The organism is Streptomyces sp. NPDC060184 (assembly GCF_042728795.1).
In the GTDB taxonomy this organism is placed as follows: Bacteria; Actinomycetota; Actinomycetes; order Streptomycetales; family Streptomycetaceae; genus Streptomyces.
In genome coordinates this window covers 106,415-125,996 of sequence record NZ_JBHWYX010000010.1, presented here as the reverse complement: position 1 = coordinate 125,996, position 19,582 = coordinate 106,415, and the positions used below count along the sequence as shown (strand labels likewise).

At 72.0% G+C, this 19,582-nt stretch carries 17 protein-coding genes; 9 read left to right on the top strand and 8 right to left on the bottom strand.

Annotation, left to right across the window (positions count from 1 at the left end; translation table 11 throughout):
- The first annotated feature begins 214 nt into the window (after positions 1-214).
- The 6 genes from ACFWEE_RS09475 (at position 215) to ACFWEE_RS09450 (ending at position 8,771) form a co-directional block, all read left to right on the top strand.
- Positions 215-2,761: a SulP family inorganic anion transporter gene (locus ACFWEE_RS09475; RefSeq protein WP_386887878.1), complete on the top strand. Its 2,547-nt coding sequence runs from the start codon at positions 215-217 to the stop codon at positions 2,759-2,761.
- Between the two features lie 193 nt (positions 2,762-2,954).
- Complete coding sequence (gene acs / locus ACFWEE_RS09470) at positions 2,955-4,952, top strand: acetate--CoA ligase (protein ID WP_386887876.1); 1,998 nt, start codon at positions 2,955-2,957, stop codon at positions 4,950-4,952.
- Positions 4,953-5,402: 450 nt separating this feature from the next.
- A complete protein-coding gene (gene nhaA / locus ACFWEE_RS09465; RefSeq protein WP_386887956.1) occupies positions 5,403-6,803 on the top strand; it encodes a Na+/H+ antiporter NhaA in 1,401 nt (466 codons plus the stop codon).
- Positions 6,804-6,842: 39 nt separating this feature from the next.
- The gene (locus ACFWEE_RS09460) at positions 6,843-7,376 is read left to right on the top strand and encodes a phage holin family protein (RefSeq protein ID WP_386887874.1); all 534 of its coding nucleotides are present in this window, start codon (positions 6,843-6,845) and stop codon (positions 7,374-7,376) included.
- On the top strand, positions 7,373-8,461 hold the full coding sequence (locus ACFWEE_RS09455; RefSeq protein ID WP_386887872.1) for an alpha/beta fold hydrolase: 1,089 nt from the start codon (positions 7,373-7,375) through the stop codon (positions 8,459-8,461). Before ACFWEE_RS09460 ends, ACFWEE_RS09455 begins: the two co-directional genes overlap by 4 nt.
- A gap of 106 nt (positions 8,462-8,567) precedes the next feature.
- The gene (locus ACFWEE_RS09450) at positions 8,568-8,771 is read left to right on the top strand and encodes a hypothetical protein (protein WP_386887870.1); all 204 of its coding nucleotides are present in this window, start codon (positions 8,568-8,570) and stop codon (positions 8,769-8,771) included.
- A gap of 105 nt (positions 8,772-8,876) precedes the next feature.
- On the opposite strand, the gene ACFWEE_RS09445 is transcribed toward ACFWEE_RS09450, so the two are convergent.
- The 3 genes from ACFWEE_RS09445 to nth form a co-directional block, all read right to left on the bottom strand.
- Entirely contained in the window at positions 8,877-10,076 is a 1,200-nt protein-coding gene (locus tag ACFWEE_RS09445) for a MarP family serine protease (RefSeq protein ID WP_386887868.1), read from the bottom strand.
- Between the two features lie 86 nt (positions 10,077-10,162).
- Positions 10,163-10,921 (bottom strand): NUDIX hydrolase, encoded by a 759-nt coding sequence (locus ACFWEE_RS09440; protein ID WP_386887866.1) that lies wholly within the window; start codon positions 10,919-10,921, stop codon positions 10,163-10,165.
- A 201-nt stretch (positions 10,922-11,122) separates the two neighbouring features.
- Positions 11,123-11,968: an endonuclease III gene (nth, locus tag ACFWEE_RS09435; protein WP_386887954.1), complete on the bottom strand. Its 846-nt coding sequence runs from the start codon at positions 11,966-11,968 to the stop codon at positions 11,123-11,125.
- A gap of 586 nt (positions 11,969-12,554) precedes the next feature.
- On the opposite strand from nth, the gene ACFWEE_RS09430 reads away from it, so the two are divergent.
- Entirely contained in the window at positions 12,555-13,229 is a 675-nt protein-coding gene (locus ACFWEE_RS09430) for a Crp/Fnr family transcriptional regulator (protein WP_150489041.1), read from the top strand.
- A 160-nt stretch (positions 13,230-13,389) separates the two neighbouring features.
- Here ACFWEE_RS09430 and ACFWEE_RS09425 read toward each other — a convergent pair whose 3' ends face one another.
- The 4 genes from ACFWEE_RS09425 to ACFWEE_RS09410 form a co-directional block, all read right to left on the bottom strand.
- Positions 13,390-14,220 (bottom strand): MBL fold metallo-hydrolase, encoded by an 831-nt coding sequence (locus ACFWEE_RS09425; protein ID WP_386887864.1) that lies wholly within the window; start codon positions 14,218-14,220, stop codon positions 13,390-13,392.
- Entirely contained in the window at positions 14,217-15,113 is an 897-nt protein-coding gene (locus tag ACFWEE_RS09420) for an NUDIX hydrolase (RefSeq protein WP_386887862.1), read from the bottom strand. The genes ACFWEE_RS09425 and ACFWEE_RS09420 overlap by 4 nt, the downstream gene beginning before the upstream one ends.
- A gap of 260 nt (positions 15,114-15,373) precedes the next feature.
- Positions 15,374-15,844, bottom strand: a complete 471-nt coding sequence (locus ACFWEE_RS09415) for a RidA family protein (protein WP_386887860.1) — start codon at positions 15,842-15,844, stop codon at positions 15,374-15,376.
- Entirely contained in the window at positions 15,844-16,002 is a 159-nt protein-coding gene (locus ACFWEE_RS09410; RefSeq protein WP_003967454.1) for a DUF4177 domain-containing protein, read from the bottom strand. The genes ACFWEE_RS09415 and ACFWEE_RS09410 overlap by 1 nt, the downstream gene beginning before the upstream one ends.
- Before the next feature lie 70 nt (positions 16,003-16,072).
- Here ACFWEE_RS09410 and ACFWEE_RS09405 point away from each other — a divergent pair, with 70 nt between their 5' ends.
- Complete coding sequence (locus ACFWEE_RS09405; protein ID WP_386887858.1) at positions 16,073-17,047, top strand: ArsA-related P-loop ATPase; 975 nt, start codon at positions 16,073-16,075, stop codon at positions 17,045-17,047.
- On the top strand, positions 17,044-18,471 hold the full coding sequence (locus tag ACFWEE_RS09400; RefSeq protein WP_386887856.1) for an ArsA-related P-loop ATPase: 1,428 nt from the start codon (positions 17,044-17,046) through the stop codon (positions 18,469-18,471). The genes ACFWEE_RS09405 and ACFWEE_RS09400 overlap by 4 nt, the downstream gene beginning before the upstream one ends.
- A 183-nt stretch (positions 18,472-18,654) precedes the next feature.
- Here the strand turns inward: ACFWEE_RS09400 and ACFWEE_RS09395 are convergent, their stop codons facing one another.
- Complete coding sequence (locus ACFWEE_RS09395; protein ID WP_327177088.1) at positions 18,655-19,005, bottom strand: WhiB family transcriptional regulator; 351 nt, start codon at positions 19,003-19,005, stop codon at positions 18,655-18,657.
- Between the last annotated feature and the right edge of the window lie 577 nt (positions 19,006-19,582).

The window sequence follows — 19,582 nt, the reverse complement described above, 5'->3', positions numbered from 1 at the left end:
GCTCGGATGCCTCCGGGCGACAGGCCGTAAGAAAAGATGCTTATTCACTGAATTGGGTGATCCTGTCGACTATTTGCCTGATATGTGAACCATGCTTCTTTACTCTGCATTACGATTCATTTACCTAGCGTTGAGAAATCCCGCCGCTGCACGCCGTGACCCACGGCCGCGTCCCCCACGTTCCGCGACCGCGCTGCCCCGGAGGAGACGGGAAATGCCTGCCTGCGTACCCACCCGAAAGAACCGAAACCACCACGACTCCTACCTCCCTCGCACCGCCGGGGAGAAGCGACCCCACAGCCCACCGCCGCGCGGAGGCCGGCGCTTCCGCGTCACCGCGGGGGACCTCTCCGCCTCGATCACGGTCTTCCTCATCGCCGTCCCCATGTCGCTCGGCCTCGCCGTCGCCATGGACGCGCCGCTGGAAGCCGGTCTGATCTCCGCCGCGCTCGGCGGCATCGTCGCCGGACTGATCGGCGGCACCCCCCTCCAGGTCAGCGGGCCGTCCGCCGGACTGACCGTCGTGACGGCCGAGTTGATCCAGGTCTACGGCTGGCGCACGACCTGCGCCATCACCATCGGGGCGGGGCTGCTCCAGATCCTGCTGGGTTCGTTGAGAGCGGCGCGGGCCGCCCTCGCCGTCAGCCCCGCGATCGTCCACGGCACCCTCGCCGGGATCGGGGTGGCCATCGCGCTCGCCCAGTTGCACATCGTTCTCGGCGGCTCCCCGCAGAGCTCCGCCGTGGACAACGCCCTCGCGCTGCCCGAGCAGTTGGCGCGGATCAGTCCGGCCGCACCGCTGATCGGAGCCCTGACCATCGCCCTGCTGGTGCTGTGGCCGCGGATTCCCGGTCGAGCGGGCCGCGCGCTCCGCAGGATTCCGGCTGCGCTCGCCTCGGTCGCCGTGGCCACGGCGGTCGCGTCCGTCGCCGCACCCCGCATCAGCCGGGTGGATCTGCCCTCGTGGAGCTCGCACCTCCTGCCCGAAATGCCGCACGGGCCCGTACTCGCCCTCGCCACTGCCATGTTCACCGTGATGCTGGTCGGCAGCCTGGAGTCACTGCTGGCGGCCGTGGCGGTGGACAAGCTGGCCTCCGACCGTGCCGCCCAACACGCCACGCGCGAGCCGGACATGCCGCTGCCGCGCGTCGCCCGCTCCGACCTGGACCGCGAGTTGCGGGGCCAGGGCATCACCAACACGCTGGCCGGGCTGCTCGGCGGACTGCCGATCTCCGGTGGCGCGGTGCGCAGTTCGGCGAACGTCCGCGCCGGGGCCACCGGACGCGCCGCGACCGTGCTGCACGGCGTCTGGGTGCTGCTCGCGGCGGCCTTCCTGGTGGCCGTGCTCGAATGGATCCCACTCGCCGCGCTGGCCGCCCTCGTCATGGTCGTCGGCATCCAGATGGTGAACTACGCCCACATCAGGAACGTCCACCGGCACCGCGAATTCCTGGTCTACGGCGCCACCATCACCGGCGTCGTGGGGTTCGGCGTGCTGGCCGGCGTCGCGATCGGCATCGCCGCCGCCGTAGGCATGGCCCTGCACCGGCTCGCCCGCACCCGCGTCACCGTGAGCGAGAGCGACGGCCGTTACCTGGTCATCGTGCGGGGCCAGTTGACCTTCCTCGCGGTGCCGCGTCTCAGCCGCATCCTCAACCAACTCCCCCAAGGCGTCGACGCGATCGTCGAACTGGACGGATTCTTCATGGACCACGCGGCCTACGAGGCCATTCAGGACTGGCGCGCCACCCAGGTGGCCCACGGCGGCAGCATCGTCTTCACCGGCAGGTCCGGAGGGAGGATCGCGGAACCCGCGTCGGCGGCGCACTCCTGCTGCCGCCCGTGGACGCCCTGGCGCAACCACCACTGCCACGACCGCCCCCACCAGCCCACCACCGCGGCGGACCACCCGCGCGCCGAGCCGGTCCGTACCGGCGGGCTTCCGGAGAAGCACGCCACGGAGGCGGACGGGCACCCCCCGGAGCGCGCCGACGCTCCCCGGCGCGGTGGACACCGCCTGCTGAGCGGCATCAGCTCCTTCCAGCTCAACACGGCCCCGCTGGTCCGCGAGGAGCTCGCCCGGCTCGCGGCGGAGGGCCAGCGGCCGTCGCAGCTCTTCCTCACCTGTGCGGACTCCCGCCTCGTCACGAGCATGATCACGTCGAGCGGGCCCGGCGACCTGTTCACCGTGCGCAACGTGGGCAATCTCGTGCCCCCGCCGGGGGCCGGGGCCGACGCGGGCGGTGACGACTCGGTGGCCGCGGCGATCGAGTACGCGGTGGACGTGCTGCGGGTCGAGTCCATCACCGTCTGCGGGCACTCCGGCTGCGGTGCCATGCAGGCGCTGCTCAACGCCGAGCCGGGGACGCCCCGCACCACGCCCCTGTGGCGATGGCTGCGCCACGGGCTGCCGAGCCTGGACCGCATGTCCTCCCGCGAGCGTTCCTCGGCGCGCCTCTCCGGTCGGCTGCCCGCCGACGAGGTGGAGCAGCTCTGCCTGACCAACGTCGTCCAGCAGCTCGACCACCTCCGCGCGCACGAGTCGGTGGCGCGCCGGCTGGCGGACGGCACTCTCCAGCTGCACGGCATGTACTTCCACGTCGGGGAGGCGCAGGCCTATCTGCTGACGGAGGGAGCCGGTTCCGGTCCGGCTCCGGACGAGGTCTTCGAGCGGGTGGCGCCGGGCATCGCCCCCGACCGGGAGGAAGCGCTCTCCAGCGCGGGCCCCGGTCAGGAGGAGGCCGGACACAGCTTCGTCTGAACCAGCGGCACCCCCGGGCCGTGAGACCTTGTGGTTCCGCCGCTCTCCCGCGGGCGCGGCACGAGCCGGTACGGACACGCCGTACCGGCTTCCGCGCCGGCGGGACGGGCCGGTGGAGTCCTCCCTCCACGAGGAAAAGGTCTAAACCAATTCCCGGCAGACACTTGTCACTCGGCCTTTCGCCTGATGAGCTATGCCCCGGGACACAACGGTCACCCTGGGAATGGGAGATGTCGTGAGCAACGAAAGCCTGGCCAACCTGCTGCGGGAAGAGCGTCGGTTCGAGCCGCCGGCCGAGCTGGCCGCGAACGCCAATGTCACGGCGGAGGCGTACGAACAGGCAGCCGCGGACCGGCTGGGCTTCTGGGCCGAGCAGGCCCGCCGCCTCACCTGGGCCACCGAGCCGACCGAGACGCTCGACTGGAGCAACCCGCCGTTCGCGAAGTGGTTCGCGGACGGCACGCTCAACGTCGCGTACAACTGCGTGGACCGCCATGTGGAGGCGGGCAACGGCGACCGGGTCGCCATCCACTTCGAGGGCGAGCCGGGCGACAGCCGGGCGATCACCTACGCCGAGCTGAAGGACGAGGTCTCCCGGGCGGCCAACGCGCTGACCGAACTGGGCGTCGGCAAGGGCGACCGGGTCGCCGTCTACCTGCCGATGATCCCCGAGGCGGCCATCACGATGCTGGCCTGCGCCCGCATCGGCGCCGCCCACTCGGTGGTCTTCGGCGGCTTCTCCGCCGACGCCATCGCCGCCCGCATCCGGGACGCCGACGCCAAGGTCGTCGTCACCGCGGACGGCGGTTACCGCCGCGGCAAGCCGTCGGCGCTGAAGCCGGCGGTCGACGACGCGGTGTCCCGCATCGAGAGCGTCGAGCACGTCGTGGTCGTGCGCCGCACCGGTCAGGACACCGCGTGGACCGAGGGCCGGGACATCTGGTGGGACGAGATCACCGGCCGCCAGTCCGCCGAGCACACCCCCGAGGCCTTCGAGGCGGAGCAGCCGCTCTTCATCCTGTACACCTCGGGGACGACGGGTAAGCCGAAGGGCATCCTGCACACCTCCGGCGGCTACCTCACCCAGGCGGCCTACACCCACCACGCCGTCTTCGACCTGAAGCCCGAGACCGACGTCTACTGGTGCACGGCCGACATCGGCTGGGTCACCGGCCACTCGTACATCGTCTACGGGCCGCTGGCGAACGGCGCGACCCAGGTCATGTACGAGGGCACGCCCGACACTCCGCACCAGGGCCGGTTCTGGGAGATCGTGCAGAAGTACGGCGTCTCGATCCTCTACACCGCGCCGACCGCGATCCGCACGTTCATGAAGTGGGGGGACGACATCCCCGCCAAGTTCGACCTGAGCAGCCTGCGCGTCCTCGGCTCGGTCGGCGAGCCGATCAACCCCGAGGCGTGGGTCTGGTACCGCAAGCACATCGGTGCCGACAAGTGCCCCGTCGTGGACACCTGGTGGCAGACCGAGACCGGCGCGATGATGATCTCGCCGCTGCCCGGTGTCACGGCGACGAAGCCCGGTTCGGCGCAGCGCGCCCTGCCCGGCATCTCGGCCACGGTCGTCGACGACGAGGCCCGCGAGGTTCCGGACGGCGGGGGCGGCTACCTCGTCCTCACCGAGCCGTGGCCGTCGATGCTCCGCACCATCTGGGGCGACGACCAGCGCTTCATCGACACCTACTGGTCGCGGTTCGAGGGCAAGTACTTCGCGGGCGACGGTGCCAAGAAGGACGAGGACGGCGACGTCTGGCTGCTCGGCCGGGTCGACGACGTCATGCTCGTCTCCGGTCACAACATCTCGACCACCGAGGTCGAGTCGGCTCTCGTGTCGCACCCGGCGGTCGCCGAGGCGGCGGTGGTCGGCGCGGCCGACGAGACGACCGGTCAGGCGATCGTCGCCTTCGTCATCCTGCGCGGGACGGCGACCTCCTCCGACGAGCTGCTGGCCGAGCTCCGCAACCACGTCGGCGCCACGCTCGGCCCGATCGCCAAGCCGAAGCGGGTGCTGCCGGTGGCGGAGCTGCCCAAGACCCGCTCGGGCAAGATCATGCGCCGTCTGCTGCGCGACAAGGCCGAGAACCGCGAGCTGGGCGACGTCACCACGCTCACCGACCCGTCGGTGATGTCCCTGATCCAGGCGGAGTTCCCCAAGGAACCCTCCGGGGACTGAGGCCCGTCCCGGGAGCGGGCACAGCCTGACGACAGGCACGGCCTGACAGCAGGCCGGCACCGAGAACCCGCAGCAGAGGTACGGCTCCGAGGGGCATCCGGCAACGCACGCGCCGGATGCCCCTCGGGCGTGCGGGCCACGGGTCTACAGTGGCCGTACCCGCGAGTGGCCGTGGCCGCGCGAAAGCGGGGAAGATCTTCATAGGGGTGCCGGGAAGTCTGGTCGGCGAGCGCGTCAGCCATGTCCTCACCGCCGCCCCGAACCCCGGAGGTCTCTCCCGTGGCAGAACCCCGCCGCACCCCGGCATCCGACCCGACGGCGCCCGACCCGACGGCATCCGACCCGACCGCCGGAGCCCCAACAGCGTCGGACTCGACGGCCGCAGCCCCGGCGCCCCCGGCAGAGGCTCCCTCCGGGCCGTCCAAGCCCTCCGCGTCCCCGCGCCTCTCCGTGTCCTCGTGTCTCTCCGCGTCCTCGCGGCCGACCCTGCTGGGCCGCCTGTCGCTGCCGGAGCGGACCTACCTCGCGGACGCGCTGCGCACGGAGACGGTGGGCGGCGTCGTCCTGCTGGTTGCGGCCATCGCGGCACTCGTCTGGGCCAATGTGCTCGGCTCTTCCTACACGGCGGTCAGCGACTACCACTTCGGCCCGGCGGCCCTCGGGCTCGACCTCTCCGTGGAGCACTGGGCCGCCGACGGGCTGCTCGCCGTCTTCTTCTTCGTGGCGGGCGCGGAGCTCAAGCGTGAACTGGTCGCGGGCGAACTCCGCGACCCCAGGACGGCCGCCCTGCCCGTCGTGGCCGCCCTGTGCGGCATGGCGGTGCCCGCGCTCGTCTACGTACTCACCAACACCGTCGGCGGGGGCAGCCTGGGCGGCTGGGCCGTGCCGACCGCGACCGACATCGCCTTCGCGCTCGCCGTCCTCGCCGTCCTCGGCACCGCGCTGCCGGGCTCGCTCCGGGCCTTCCTGCTGACCCTGGCCGTCGTCGACGACCTCTTCGCCATCCTGATCATCGCGGTGTTCTTCACCGAGTCGATCGACTTGCTGGCCCTGGGCGGCGCCTTCCTCGGGCTGGCCCTCTTCTGGGCCCTGCTCCGCTTCGAGGTCCGCGGCTGGTGGGTGTACGTACCGCTGGCCGTCGTCGTCTGGGGGCTGATGTACAACAGCGGCGTCCACGCCACCATCGCGGGCGTCGCCATGGGGCTGATGCTGCGGTGCGTCCGGCGCGAGGGCGAGGAGCGGTCGCCCGGGGAGCGGATCGAGCATCTGGTGCGCCCGCTCTCCGCCGGGCTGGCCGTCCCGCTGTTCGCGCTCTTCGCCGCCGGCGTGACCCTGCGCGGCGACGCGCTCGCCGACGTGTTCACCCGGCCCGAGACGCTCGGGGTGGTCCTCGGCCTCGTCGTCGGCAAGACCGTCGGCATCTACGGGGGCGCCCGGCTCGCCACCCGCTTCACCAGGGCCGAGCTCAACCCGGCCCTGGCCTGGGCGGACGTCTTCGCGGTCGCCGCGCTCGCCGGAATCGGATTCACCGTCTCGCTGCTCATCGGCGAGCTCGCCTTCGCCGGCGACGAGGACATGACCAACGAAGTCAAGGCGTCCGTTCTGCTCGGTTCGCTCATCGCCACCGTAGTCTCCGGTGTACTGCTCAAACTCCGGGTACGCGTCCACCGGGCGCTGTACGAGGCGGAGGAGCGGGACGAGGACGCGTCGGGGGTTCCCGACGTCTACGAGCAGGACGATCCCGGGTACCACCTGCGGATGGCCGCACTCCACGAACGGAAGGCGGCCGAACACCGCCGTCTCGCCGAACGGGCGGGGGCAGCGCGCAACAAGCCGGACAGTCCGGCATGATCTGTCACCGGATGTGTTGAAGAGGAGAGGGAGTCAGGGATGAGCGACCCCGGCAATTTCGTGGGCGGCGCGGACCGCAGTCTGGGACAGCTGGTCGCCACGGCGACCGCCGAGATGTCCGCACTGGTGCACGACGAAATCGCCCTGGCCAAGGCCGAGGTACGCCAGGACGTCAAGCGGGGCGTCATGGGCAGCGCCGCCGGCATCATCGCGGGCGTGCTGCTCCTCTTCGCGATCCCGACGCTGAGCTTCGCGGCAGCGTACGGCATCCACAACCTGGGACTGGGCCTGGCCTGGTCGTTCCTGATCGTCGGTGGAGCCTTCATTCTCCTGGGTGTACTGCTGGCACTCTTCGCCGTCGCCAAGTTCAAGAAGGTCAAGCCGCCGGAGAAGTCGATCGCGTCCGCGAAGCAGAGCGCGGCCGTCCTTCAGGGCGTCAAGCCGCACCCCCGCCCGGTCACCGCGCCCGGCCCGTCCCGCCCCGCGATCGGTGGCTCCTCCCTCGCGGACAAGGCCGTCGAGAAGAGCCCGGTTCAGGACAAGTCGTCCACTGTGGCACGCTCTTCGGCATGACGGTCCCCGAAAGCAGCGCATTCGGTACGACAGGCTCCGCGCGCCCCGCGCCGGAGCCGTCCGGGTCCACCCCGGACGGTGCACGGCCCGCCCCGGGCGGCGGGCCGACGGCACCGTCCGGTCCGGTGGTCCCCGTCGCTCCGGACGGCGCCGGAAGCCCGGCGCCGTCCGGCGGCCCCGTCCGGCTGGACGGCCCCTGGACGCACCGCGACGTGGCCGCCAACGGGGCGCGGTTCCACATCGCGGAGATGGGCTCCGGCCCCCTCGTGCTCCTGCTGCACGGCTTCCCGCAGTTCTGGTGGACCTGGCGCCACCAGCTGCCCGCGCTCGCCGAGGCGGGCTTCCGCGCCGTCGCGATGGACCTGCGCGGCGTCGGGGGCAGCGACCGTACGCCCAGGGGCTACGACCCCGCCAACCTGGCGCTCGACGTCACCGGAGTGATCCGGTCGCTCGGCGAGCCGGACGCGGCTCTGGTCGGCCACGACATGGGCGGCTACCTCGCGTGGACGGCGGCCGTGATGCGGCCGAAGCTGGTGCGGCGCCTCGTGGTGTCCTCGATGCCGCATCCGCGCCGCTGGCGTTCCTCCATGCTCTCGGACTTCGCCCAGTCCCGGGCCGGTTCGTACGTCTGGGGCTTCCAGCGGCCGTGGCTGCCGGAACGTCAGCTCGTTGCGGACGAGGGCGCCCTGGTGGGCCGGCTGATCGAGGAGTGGGCCGGTCCGAACGACATCGCCTTCCCGGACGACCCGACACTGGACGTCTACCGCCGGGCGATGTGCATCCCGTCGACGGCGCACTGCTCGGTGGAGCCGTACCGGTGGATGGTGCGGTCCCTGGCCCGGCCCGACGGGGTGCAGTTCTACCGGCGCATGAAGCGACCGGTCCGGGTGCCCACCCTGCACCTGCACGGTTCACTCGATCCAGCGATGCGTACGCGGAGTTCGGCGGGATCCGGCGAGTACGTCGAAGCCCCCTACCGGTGGCGACTTTTCGACGGTCTCGGGCACTTCCCGCACGAGGAGGATCCGGCCGCCTTCTCGGCCGAACTCATCAACTGGCTCAAGGATCCCGAGCCCGATCGCTGACCCGATCCGTACAGGTGTGCGCCGGACGGCCACGTGCCGGGCGCATAGGCCAATTGGCTTGCTTCCCCACGATTACCGACCATGGGTCAGGGGCAGACGTCGGGGTATGGGCTGGACGCACGACTTCGGTGACGCAGCACGCAACCGCCGCTCGACCGCCACTGCCGCGGTGAGCACTCACGAGGGGGGCGGCCCCACGGGCCAGACGCATACCGTGCAGGTCATACACGATCCTCGGCTCGGCATTCCTCGCATCCTCCGTCGGCGGGCCCGCTGGGTGTCGGCGCGGCTGCGCCATCCCCGCGCCTGACCGCGACCCGGGCACACACCCGACCACCCCGTACACACCCGACCACCCACGTACACAGTCGTCTCCCCGCACCGGCACTTCGCCCGCGCGGGGAGGCGACGGCTGTCAGAGAGCGCACCCCTGGGTGTCGACCTGCTGGTCGGCCGTGCGGCCGGCGTCGATGTCCGGGCGGATCTCGTCGGCGGTCAGCACGTAACCGGTGTCGGCGTCGTCGCGGGACTTGGCGAACACCACTCCGTACACCTGGCCGTCCGGAGTGAGCAGGGGGCCACCGGAGTTGCCCTGCCGTACGAGGGCGTAGAGCGAGTACACGTCGCGGTGGACGGTGCCCCGGTGGTAGATGTCGAGTCCGCTGGCCTCGATCCGGCCGCGGACCCGGGCGGAGCGGACGTCGTAGGCGCCGTTCTCCGGGAAGCCGGCCACGATGGCGCTGTCGCCGGTCTTGGCGTCCGTCCCGGTGAAGTCCAGTGCGGTGGCCCGGAGTTCCGGAACGTCGAGCACGGCGATGTCGCGCTGCCAGTCGTAGACGACGGCCTTCGCGTCGTACACCCGTCCCTCGCCGCCGACCTGGACGGTGGGCTCGTCGACGCCGCCGACGACGTGGGCGTTGGTCATGACGCGCCCGTCCGCGAAGACGAAACCGGTGCCTTCCAGGACCTTTCCGCAGCTCGGGGCCATGCCGACGACCTTGACGACGGACTTCTTCGCACGGGCCACCACCGGGCTGCCGGTCAACGCCGGGTCGGGAGGCTCGACTTCGGTGATGGGTTCGTTGGCGAACGGGCTGAAGACCTGCGGGAAGCCGTTCTGGGCGAGGACCGACGAGAAGTCGTCGAACCAGGTCGACGTCTGCTGGGGCATCACGCGGGAGACACCCAGCAGGACGGAGGAGTTGCGGACCTGCTTGCCCAGGGTGGGGAGGGACGTGCCGGCCAGGGCGGACCCGATCAGCCAGGCGACCAGCAGCATCGCACACACGTTGACCAGGGCGCCGCCGGTGGCGTCCACGGCGCGCGCGGGCGACCAGGTGATGTGCCCGCGGAGCTTGTTGCCGAGGTGGGTGGTGAGGGCCTGGCCCACCGACGCGCAGACGATCACGATCACGACCGCCACCACGGCGGCCGTCGAGGAGACCTCGGAGTTGGCCGTGACCCGGTCCCAGAGGAGCGGCAGCAGGTAGACCGCGGCCAGGCCTCCCCCCAGGAAGCCGATCACGGACAGGATGCCGACGACGAAACCCTGGCGGTAGCCGATGACCGCGAACCACACGGCGCCGACGAGCAGCAGGATGTCCAGCACGTTCACCGTCTATAGCCTCGCAGATTCGTCACCTGGCCCGTCGGGTGACGGGGTCCGGGGGCCCGGAACAGCCCAGCAGGGGAGCCAGCCTGTCATGCGTGCCAGTCGAGCGGCACCTGCCTGGTCCTGTCCCAGGGGCGTTCCCAGCCCGCGAAGTGGAGAATCCGGTCGATCAGACCGGCGGTGAACCCCCAGACCAGGGCGTTCTCCACCTGGAACGCCGGGCCCAGAAAGCCGCTGGGGTGCTTGGTGATCACCCGGTTGGCCGGGTCCGTGAGATCGGCCACGGGGACGGTGAAGACCCGGGCCGTCTCGGCGGCGTCGACCGCGCGCACCGGGCTCGGGATCCGCCACCAGCCGAGCACCGGGGTCACCACGAAGCCGCTGACCGGGATGTAGAGCCGGGGCAGCACGCTGAAGATCTGCACGCCCCGCGGGTCGAGACCGGTCTCCTCCTCGGCCTCCCGCAGCGCCGCCCGGAGCGGACCGCTCGTCGCCGGGTCGCCGTCCTCGGGGTCGAGCGCGCCGCCCGGAAAGGCCGGCTGCCCCGCGTGCGAGCGGAGGGTTCCGGCGCGCTCCATCAGCAGCAGCTCCGGTCCGCGTGCGCCCTCGCCGAAGAGGATGAGGACGGCCGACTGGCGCCCGGCCCCGCTCTCCGGCGGCAGGAAGCGGCTCAGCTGCTGCGGGCGCACCCCGCGGGCGGCCTCGGCGACCGGGGCGAGCCACGACGGCATGCCCTCGGTGGTGACGGTGACCGCGTCCCCGGCGGCGGGCCGCCCGCCCGGCCGGTGCGTGCCGTCGTCCGTCTGCGCGGCGCTCGTCGGCCGCGTCGTGCTCGATGTGTAGGTCATGGGCACCCCCGATTTCTCACAACGCCTGTCATCTGCCATTTCGTTCCGGCCTCATCCGTACGGGGGACGCACCGGGACGTTCCATGACGACGGCCGCCGAGGGCGCACGGCCCACCGCGGTCGCCGGGGGCGGCGGGGGCGCGGCGGGCTCCGGGCGTAAGGCGCGGGCCTCCTTCTCCCTCGGGCGGGGCGCGTTCTCCCTCATGCGGTTCCCGTACCCGGCGCGGCCGTGGAGCCCGCGCCCCCGGCCCCGTCCTCCAGCGCGGTCACCAGGGCGGCGGCCTGTGCGGCGGCCTCCCGCTCGCCCAGGCCGGGCGCGGGGTCGCCCGGGTAGTCGGCGGGCGGGCTCAGGCGCTGTCCCGGATAGCCGCCCTTCTCGTACTTCAGCAGCTTTCCGGCCTTCTCGGGGTCGGTCTCCCCCTCTCCGTACGAGGGGCAGAGCGGCGCGATCGGGCACGCGCCGCACGCTGGCTTGCGCGAGTGACAGATCCGGCGGCCGTGGAAGACGACCCGGTGGGAGAGCATCGTCCACTCGCTCTTGGGGAAGATCCCGGCGACGACGGCCTCCACCTTCACCGGGTCCTCCTCGTCGGTCCACTTCCAGCGCCGCACAAGGCGGCCGAAGTGGGTGTCGACGGTGATTCCGGGGACTCCGAAGGCGTTGCCGAGGACCACGTTGGCCGTCTTGCGGCCGACGCCCGGCAGCGTCACGAGATCCTCCAGCCGGCCGGGCACCTCGCCTCCGAAGTTGTCCCGGAGCGCCGCCGAGAGCCCGAGGAGCGACCTGGTCTTCGCCCGGAAGAACCCGGTCGGCCGGATCAGCTCCTCCATGTCCTCCGGGACGGCGGCGGCCATGTCCTCGGGGGTCGGGTACGCGGCGAAGAGCGCCGGGGTGGTCTGGTTGACCCTCAGGTCGGTGGTCTGGGCGGAAAGGACGGTGGCGACGAGAAGTTCGAAGGGGTTGCGGAAGTCCAGTTCCGGATGGGCGTACGGGTAGACCTCGGCCAGTTCGCGATTGATCCGGCGGGCGCGGCGGACCATCGCCAGATGCGACTCCGGCTTGGCCGGCTTCGCCCGTACGGTCTTCGACGCGCCGACGGTTCTCGACCGGGCCGGGCCTGCCTTCGCGGCGGGCCGGTCGGAGGTCCGGGCGGCGGTGGCGGGCGTCCGGGTACGGGCCTTCCGCGACGCCCCCGAGCCCTGTTCGCCCACAGCTGAATCTCGCTTCTCCGACACCTCGACGGCCCCCTCGCCCTTCGCTCCCAGCAGCTTTCCGGACACCCGGTCAGCCTAGGCCGTGTCCGGCACTTCGCGTCGGATCGGCGGCCGGTGTCCGGCGCGGTGCATCGCGAGGCGGAGGACCGCGCGCGTACGGGACGCGTTCGGACGGGCCGGCGAATCCGCGGGGGGCCGGGGGGCCGGTACCGGGGAGCCCGCCGCCCGACGCGCGGGGCCGGAGGTGTCCCCGGCCCCCGGATTCGCCCTTGTCGGCGGGTTTCCACCCCCGATCGGCCCCCTGCCGTACGATCCGGGCGGCTCGTGCGTCAAACTGGTTTGTGATTGATCGCACTGTTTTACCGTCCGGCATGATGGGGACCACGGTTCCCTGAACAGGCCGACAAGGAGAGATCTCGTGGACGACGTTCTACGACGCGCCCCGCTTTTCGCGGCGCTCGATGACGAGCAGGCCGCGGAACTCCGCGCCTCGATGAGTGAGGTGACCCTCGCGCGCGGAGACGCGCTGTTCCACGAGGGTGACCCCGGCGACCGCCTGTACGTGGTCACCGACGGCAAGGTGAAGCTCCACCGCACCTCCCCCGACGGCCGCGAGAACATGCTCGCCGTCTTGGGCCCCGGGGAGCTGATCGGCGAGCTGTCCCTGTTCGACCCGGGTCCGCGCACCGCCACCGCGACCGCGCTCACCGAGGTCAAGCTGCTCGGCCTCGGCCACGGGGACCTCCAGCCCTGGCTGAACGCCCGCCCCGAGGTCGCCACCGCGCTGCTGCGCGCGGTCGCCCGCCGTCTGCGCAAGACCAACGACCAGATGTCCGACCTGGTCTTCTCCGACGTGCCGGGCCGTGTCGCCCGCGCACTTCTGGACCTGTCCCGCCGCTTCGGCGTCCAGTCCGAGGAAGGCATCCACGTCGTCCACGACCTCACCCAGGAGGAGCTGGCCCAGCTGGTCGGCGCCTCCCGCGAGACGGTCAACAAGGCGCTCGCGGACTTCGCGGGCCGTGGCTGGCTCCGCCTGGAGGCCCGCGCCGTGATCCTGCTCGACGTCGAGCGGCTGGCGAAGCGCTCGCGCTGACCCGGTGGGCTCCCGGAGCCCGTACCGCACGCCGTCCGTGCACGCGACGCCGTACACCGGCGTACCGCGACGCAGTACACGCACGAAGAGGCCCTGCCGCCAGGCGGGGCCTCTCGGCGTTCCCCGGCACACGGGCTCTCCGGGGGACGGAGGACCCGGGTCAGATCAGCCCGTGCTCCGCCAGGTACTCCAGCTGTGCCCGTACGGACAGCTCCGCCGCCGGCCACAGGGACCGGTCGACGTCCGCGTACACCCGGGCCACCACCTCGGACGGCGTGAGCAGCCCGGACTCCACCGCCGTCTCCACCTGGGCGAGCCGGTGCGCGCGGTGCGCGAGATAGAACTCCACCGCGCCCTGCGCGTCCTCCAGGACCGGCCCGTGGCCCGGCAGCACGGTGTGGACGCCGTCGTCCGTGGTCAGCGAGCGCAGCCGTCGCAGGGTGTCGAGGTAGTCGCCGAGCCGGCCGTCCGGATGCGCGACGACGGTCGTGCCCCGGCCGAGGATCGTGTCGCCGGTGAGCACCGCGCCGTCCGCGGGCAGGTGGAAGCAGAGCGAGTCGGCGGTGTGGCCGGGTGTGGGGACGACCCGGAGTTCGAGCCCTCCGGTGGTGATCACGTCTCCCGCCGCCAGCCCCTCGTCGCCGAGCCGGAGCGCCGGGTCGAGCGCGCGCACCTTCGTGCGCGTGAGCTCGGCGAAACGGGCGGCGCCCTCGGCGTGGTCCGGGTGACCGTGCGTGAGCAGGGTGAGCGCGATGCGCCGGCCGGCCCGGGCGGCGGTGTCGATCACGGCGCGCAGGTGGGTGTCGTCGAGCGGCCCCGGGTCCAGGACGACCGCGAGGTCCGAGTCCGGTTCGGCGAGGATCCAGGTGTTGGTGCCGTCCAGGGTCATCGCGGAGGCGTTCGGGGCCAGGACGTTGACCGCGCGGGCGGTGGCGGGTCCGGAGACGACCTGTCCGCGCGGTTGTCCGGGCAGAAGCGCGGCGTCGCTCATGCTGTTCCTCCGGCTCCGGGTCCCGCGGGCGGGACGGGTGTGGTGAATTCGTCGTGTCCCGGCCAGATCAGCACCAGCTTGTCGCCCTCCAGCCGGGCCCGCGCGAGTACGGGGGCGAGATCCTGGGTCCCGGCCGCCTCCAGCGCCTCCTCTGCCGTCCGGTACGGCAGGAGGGAGCGCAGTGTCGTCACGGTGGGCGGCATCATCTGGAGTTCGCCCCGGGCGTGGCCGTCGGTGGCGTCGGCGGGGGTGATCCAGACGGTGCGGTCGGCCTCGGTGGAGGCGTTGCGGGTGCGCTGGCCCGCCGGGAGCGCCGCGACGAAGAACCAGGTGTCGTAGCGCCGGGTCTCGAACTCGGGGGTGATCCACCGGGCCCAGGCGCCGAGCAGGTCGGAGCGGAGCACGAGCTTGCGGCGCTCCAGGAACCCGGCGAAGGAGATCTCCCGGGCCACGAGCGCCGCCCGGTCCGCCTCCCAGTCGGCGCCCGTGGTGTCGCCGACGACGGTGTCGGGGGTGGGGCCCGCGAGCAGGACGCCCGCCTCCTCGAAGGTCTCGCGGACCGCCGCGCACACGATGGCCTGGGCCTCCGCCGTGCTCGGGACGCCCAGCCGCGCGGCCCAGCTCTCCAGCGGGGGTCCGGCCCAGCCGACGAGGTGGTCGTCGTCGCGCGGGTCGACTCCGCCGCCCGGATAGGCGTACGCGCCGCCGGCGAAGGCCATGGTGGTACGCCGCCGCAGCATGTGGACGGCAGGTCCGGCACCGGCCGCGGCGGGGGAGTCCCGCAGCAGCATCACGGTGGCGGCGCGCCGGGGGGTCACGGCCGTCAGCTCGCCCGCGGCGAGGGCTCTGATCCGGTCGGGCCATTCCGGTGGGTACCACTGACCTTGGGACATGGCCGGAGGCTATCCGGATCGGCCGATTTGTACGAGGGGGGAACGCGCGTTCCCGGCCGGTGGGATCGACAGCGGGGATCAACCGCTGGATCAACCGCTGGACCGACCGCTTGACCGACCGCTTGACCGACCGCTTGACCGACAGCCCGGGCCAACACAGCCGGGCATCAGCCGGGCCGACAGCTGGGATCAGAAGCTCGTACGAAAAAGATCCCGCCCGGCCCAGAAGGCCGGACGGGACGGGGAACACGTGCGCACGGTCAGGCGTCGATCAGCTCGACCTGGATCTCGACCTCGACCGGTGCGTCCAGCGGCAGGACCGCGACACCGACGGCGCTGCGGGCGTGCACGCCCTTGTCGCCGAGCACCTCGCCCAGCAGCTCGCTGGCGCCGTTGACCACGCCGGGCTGTCCGGTGAAGTCGGGGGCCGAGGCCACGAATCCGACGACCTTGACGACCCGGGCGATCCGGTCCAGGTCACCGACGGCCGACTTCACGGCCGCGAGGGCGTTGAGGGCGCAGACCCGGGCGAGATCCTTGGCCTCCTCGGCCGTCACCTCGCCGCCGACCTTGCCGGTCACACCGAGCCGGCCCTCGACCATCGGCAGCTGGCCCGAGGTGTACACGTACGCGCCGGACAGCACGGCCGGCTGGTACACGGCCAGCGGCGGGACGACGTCGGGCAGGGTGAGTCCGAGCTCGGCGATCCGCGCCTCGACGGTACCGGCCATTACGCCTTCTCCCGCTTCAGGTAGGCCACGAGCTGCTCGGGGTTGTTCGGGCCGGGCACGACCTGGACCAGCTCCCAGCCGTCCTCGCCCCAGGTGTCCAGAATCTGCTTGGTCGCGTGCACGAGGAGCGGCACGGTCGCGTATTCCCACTTGGTCATGGCCCGACTGTAATGCCTGGCACGGGCGCTCCCGTGCGTAGGCCGGCGACCTACTGGTTAGGCTCGAAGCGTGAGCAGGTTCCAGGTCGTCAGCGGCAAGGGCGGCACCGGTAAGACCACGGTGGCCGCCGCCCTCGCGCTCGCCCTCGCGGCCGAGGGCCGGCGCACCCTTCTCGTCGAGGTGGAGGGCCGCGGCGGTATCGCCGAGCTCTTCGGCGCGGGCGCCGCGCCCTACGAGGAGCGCAGGATCGCCGACGTGCCGGGCGGCGGCGAGGTGTTCGCCCTGGCCATCGACGCCGAACAGGCGCTCCTCGACTACCTCCAGATGTTCTACAAGCTGGGCAGCGCGGGCCGGGCGCTCAAGAAGCTCGGCGCGATCGATTTCGCCACCACCATCGCCCCCGGGGTCCGGGACGTCCTGCTGACCGGCAAGGCGTGCGAGGCCGTGCGCCGCACGGACAAGCAGGGTCGTTTCGTCTACGACCACGTGATCATGGACGCGCCGCCCACCGGCCGGATCACCCGCTTCCTCAACGTCAACGACGAGGTGGCCGGACTGGCCCGGATCGGCCCGATACACCACCAGGCGCAGTCCGTGATGCGGGTCCTCAAGTCCCCCGACACCGCGGTCCATCTGGTGACCCTGCTGGAGGAGATGCCGGTGCAGGAGACCGCGGACGGCATCCGGGAACTGCGCGCCGCCCAGCTCCCGGTGGGCCGGGTGATCGTCAACATGATCCGCCCCCACCTGCTGGACGAGGAGGCGCTGCGCACCGCGTCGGGAGCGCGCCGCAAGGAGATCGCGAAGACCCTGACCCGTGCGGGCGTGACCGGTTCGGCGGCCCTAGTCCGCCCGCTGATCGCGCAGGCGGCCGAGCACGCGCAGCGGGTCCGCCTGGAGCGCGAGCAGCGGGCCGTGCTGGCCGGGGTCGGGCTGCCCACAGACGAGCTGCCGCTGCTGGGCGACGGCATCGACCTCGCCGCCCTGCACGTCCTGGCCGGGGAGCTCCGCAAACAGGGCGCAGGGGAAGAGGAGGCGTCATGACGCGGGCGTCCGGCGCAGCGCCCGGCACCAAGGGCGCGGGCGGTACCGAGGGCGAGAGCGGCGAGGCAGCGGTGGACGGCACGGGAGCGGCGGACGGCGCGGAAGCGGTGCACGGTACGGATCCGGTGCGCCTGCCGGGTCTCGACACCGACGCGCTGCTCGACGACCCCGGCATCCGGATCGTGGTGTGCTGCGGCTCCGGCGGCGTCGGCAAGACGACCACGGCCGCGGCGCTCGGCGTACGGGCGGCGGAGCGCGGGCGCAAGGTGGTCGTCCTCACCATCGACCCCGCGCGCAGGCTCGCCCAGTCCATGGGCATCGACCGGCTCGACAACGTCCCGCGCAGGGTGGAGGGCATCGCGGGCGAGGGCGAACTGCACGCCATGATGCTCGACATGAAGCGGACCTTCGACGAGACGGTCGAGGCGCACGCGGACGCCGAGCGGGCCCGCGCCATCCTGGAGAACCCCTTCTACCAGTCCCTGTCGGCCGGCTTCGCGGGCACGCAGGAGTACATGGCGATGGAGAAGCTCGGGCAGCTGAGGGCGCGCGACGAGTGGGACCTGATCATCGTCGACACCCCGCCCTCGCGTTCCGCGCTGGACTTCCTGGACGCGCCGAAGCGGCTCGGGTCGTTCCTCGACGGCACGTTCATCCGGCTGCTGATGGCGCCCGCGAAGATGGGCGGCCGGGCCGGGATGAAGTTCCTCAACGTGGGCATGTCGATGATGACCGGCACCCTGGGCAAACTACTGGGCGGCCAGTTCCTCCGGGACGTACAGACGTTCGTGGCCGCCATGGACTCGATGTTCGGCGGCTTCCGGACCCGGGCCGACGCCACGTACCGGCTGCTCCAGGCCCCGGGGACCGCGTTCCTGGTGGTCGCGACACCGGAGCGGGACGCGCTGCGCGAGGCGGCGTACTTCGTGGAACGGCTGGCGGCGGAGCGGATGCCGCTGGCGGGGCTGGTACTGAACCGGGCGCACGGCAGCGAGGCCGCGCGCCTCACCGCCGAGCAGGCACTCGCCGCCGCCGAAAATCTTGAGGCGGTGGGCATGGTGGATCGGGCTCCCGGGAAAACTGCTCCTCGTGACCCGGCGGTAGCCCTCCCTCCCGATCCGTCCCCCGAAACCACCGAGTCCCCCACCCCCGCAGGCACGGACGGCCCGGACGGCGCGTCGGAGGCCCCCGTGGTCGCGATCGAAGAACTCACCGAGGGACTGCTGCGCCTGCACGCCGAACGCATGCAGCTCGTCGCCCGCGAGCGGCGTACCCGCGAACACTTCACCGCGGCCCACCCGGAGGTCCTGGTGACCGAGGTGGCCGCGCTGCCGGGCGACGTGCACGATCTGGCGGGACTGCGGACCGTCGGCGAACGTCTCGCGGCGGGCGCGACCGGCCGCGATCCCGCCGGGGCGGCCTGAGGGCCCGGACTCCGCCGGCCGATCCGCGACCGTACGCGGGCACGCCCGGCCGTGGGTCGGCCCCGGTTCGCCCGAGGCATTCCCCGTACGGTCCTACGGTCCGTTCGCGCGACTCCGTACGGGGACGTCGACGGATGAATCCCTGCCGGACCACCGGCTCAACCTGGCCGCCGGAGCGGGGAATTACCCCACCGCTGCGTACGTCTCCTGGAAGTCGTCGTCGTCCATGTCGATGACTCCGGGCAGCATGCCCGTGGACCGCTCGTACTCGCTGCGCGCGGTCTCCAGCAGTCGCCGCCAGGACGTGACGGTGGGGCGGCGGCGCAGCAGTGCGCGGCGCTCGCGTTCCGTCATCCCGCCCCACACGCCGAACTCGACGTGGTTGTCGAGCGCGTCGGCCAGGCACTCCGTCCGCACCGGGCATCCGGTGCACACCGCCTTGGCCCTGTTCTGCGCTGCCCCTTGTACGAACAGCTCGTCCGGATCGGTAGTGCGGCAGGCTGCCTGCGCACTCCAGTCGGTTACCCAGCCCATGCCGGCGCCGTCCTCTCCCGAATTGAGGCTCCCCCACGGCGGCAGAGGCATATTCACCGCTGCCAGTTGAGGACGTTACGGAAGCGGCCCCGAGCACAACACCCCCTTCGGGCCCAATCTTGAATGGCCCGAACGGACTATGCGTATGCGGCAGATCACCCAGAGGAGTGATGCGAGGACATGCAAGACGAACCGTGCAAAACCGGGACGGTACACCCGAGTTGCAAGGGACACTCCACGACACACCAGACGTTTTCGGGAACGCCGTGCGTGCGGTACTCCTGCACCGGCGCCGAGCTGGGGGATGCGTGCGGCGGGTGCGCGGGGGTTGATACGGAGCCGGACTGCTGTGACAGTTGAGTGCAGCTTAGGCCAAGGGATGCGCGCGTGTCCGGCGAATGACAACGTAGCCACTGCGCCGTGCCGTCACACCGGCGCGCGCCCGCGTGGTGAGGTCTGCGCCCCGTCTGCCCGCAGGCTCCCGCCGACCGGTCGGCACGCCTGTGACGTGCGCGATTCGGCTCTCAAACCCGCTTCTCGTAACGGGTTGGTACCTGAACATCCCGAGCGGAGCCTG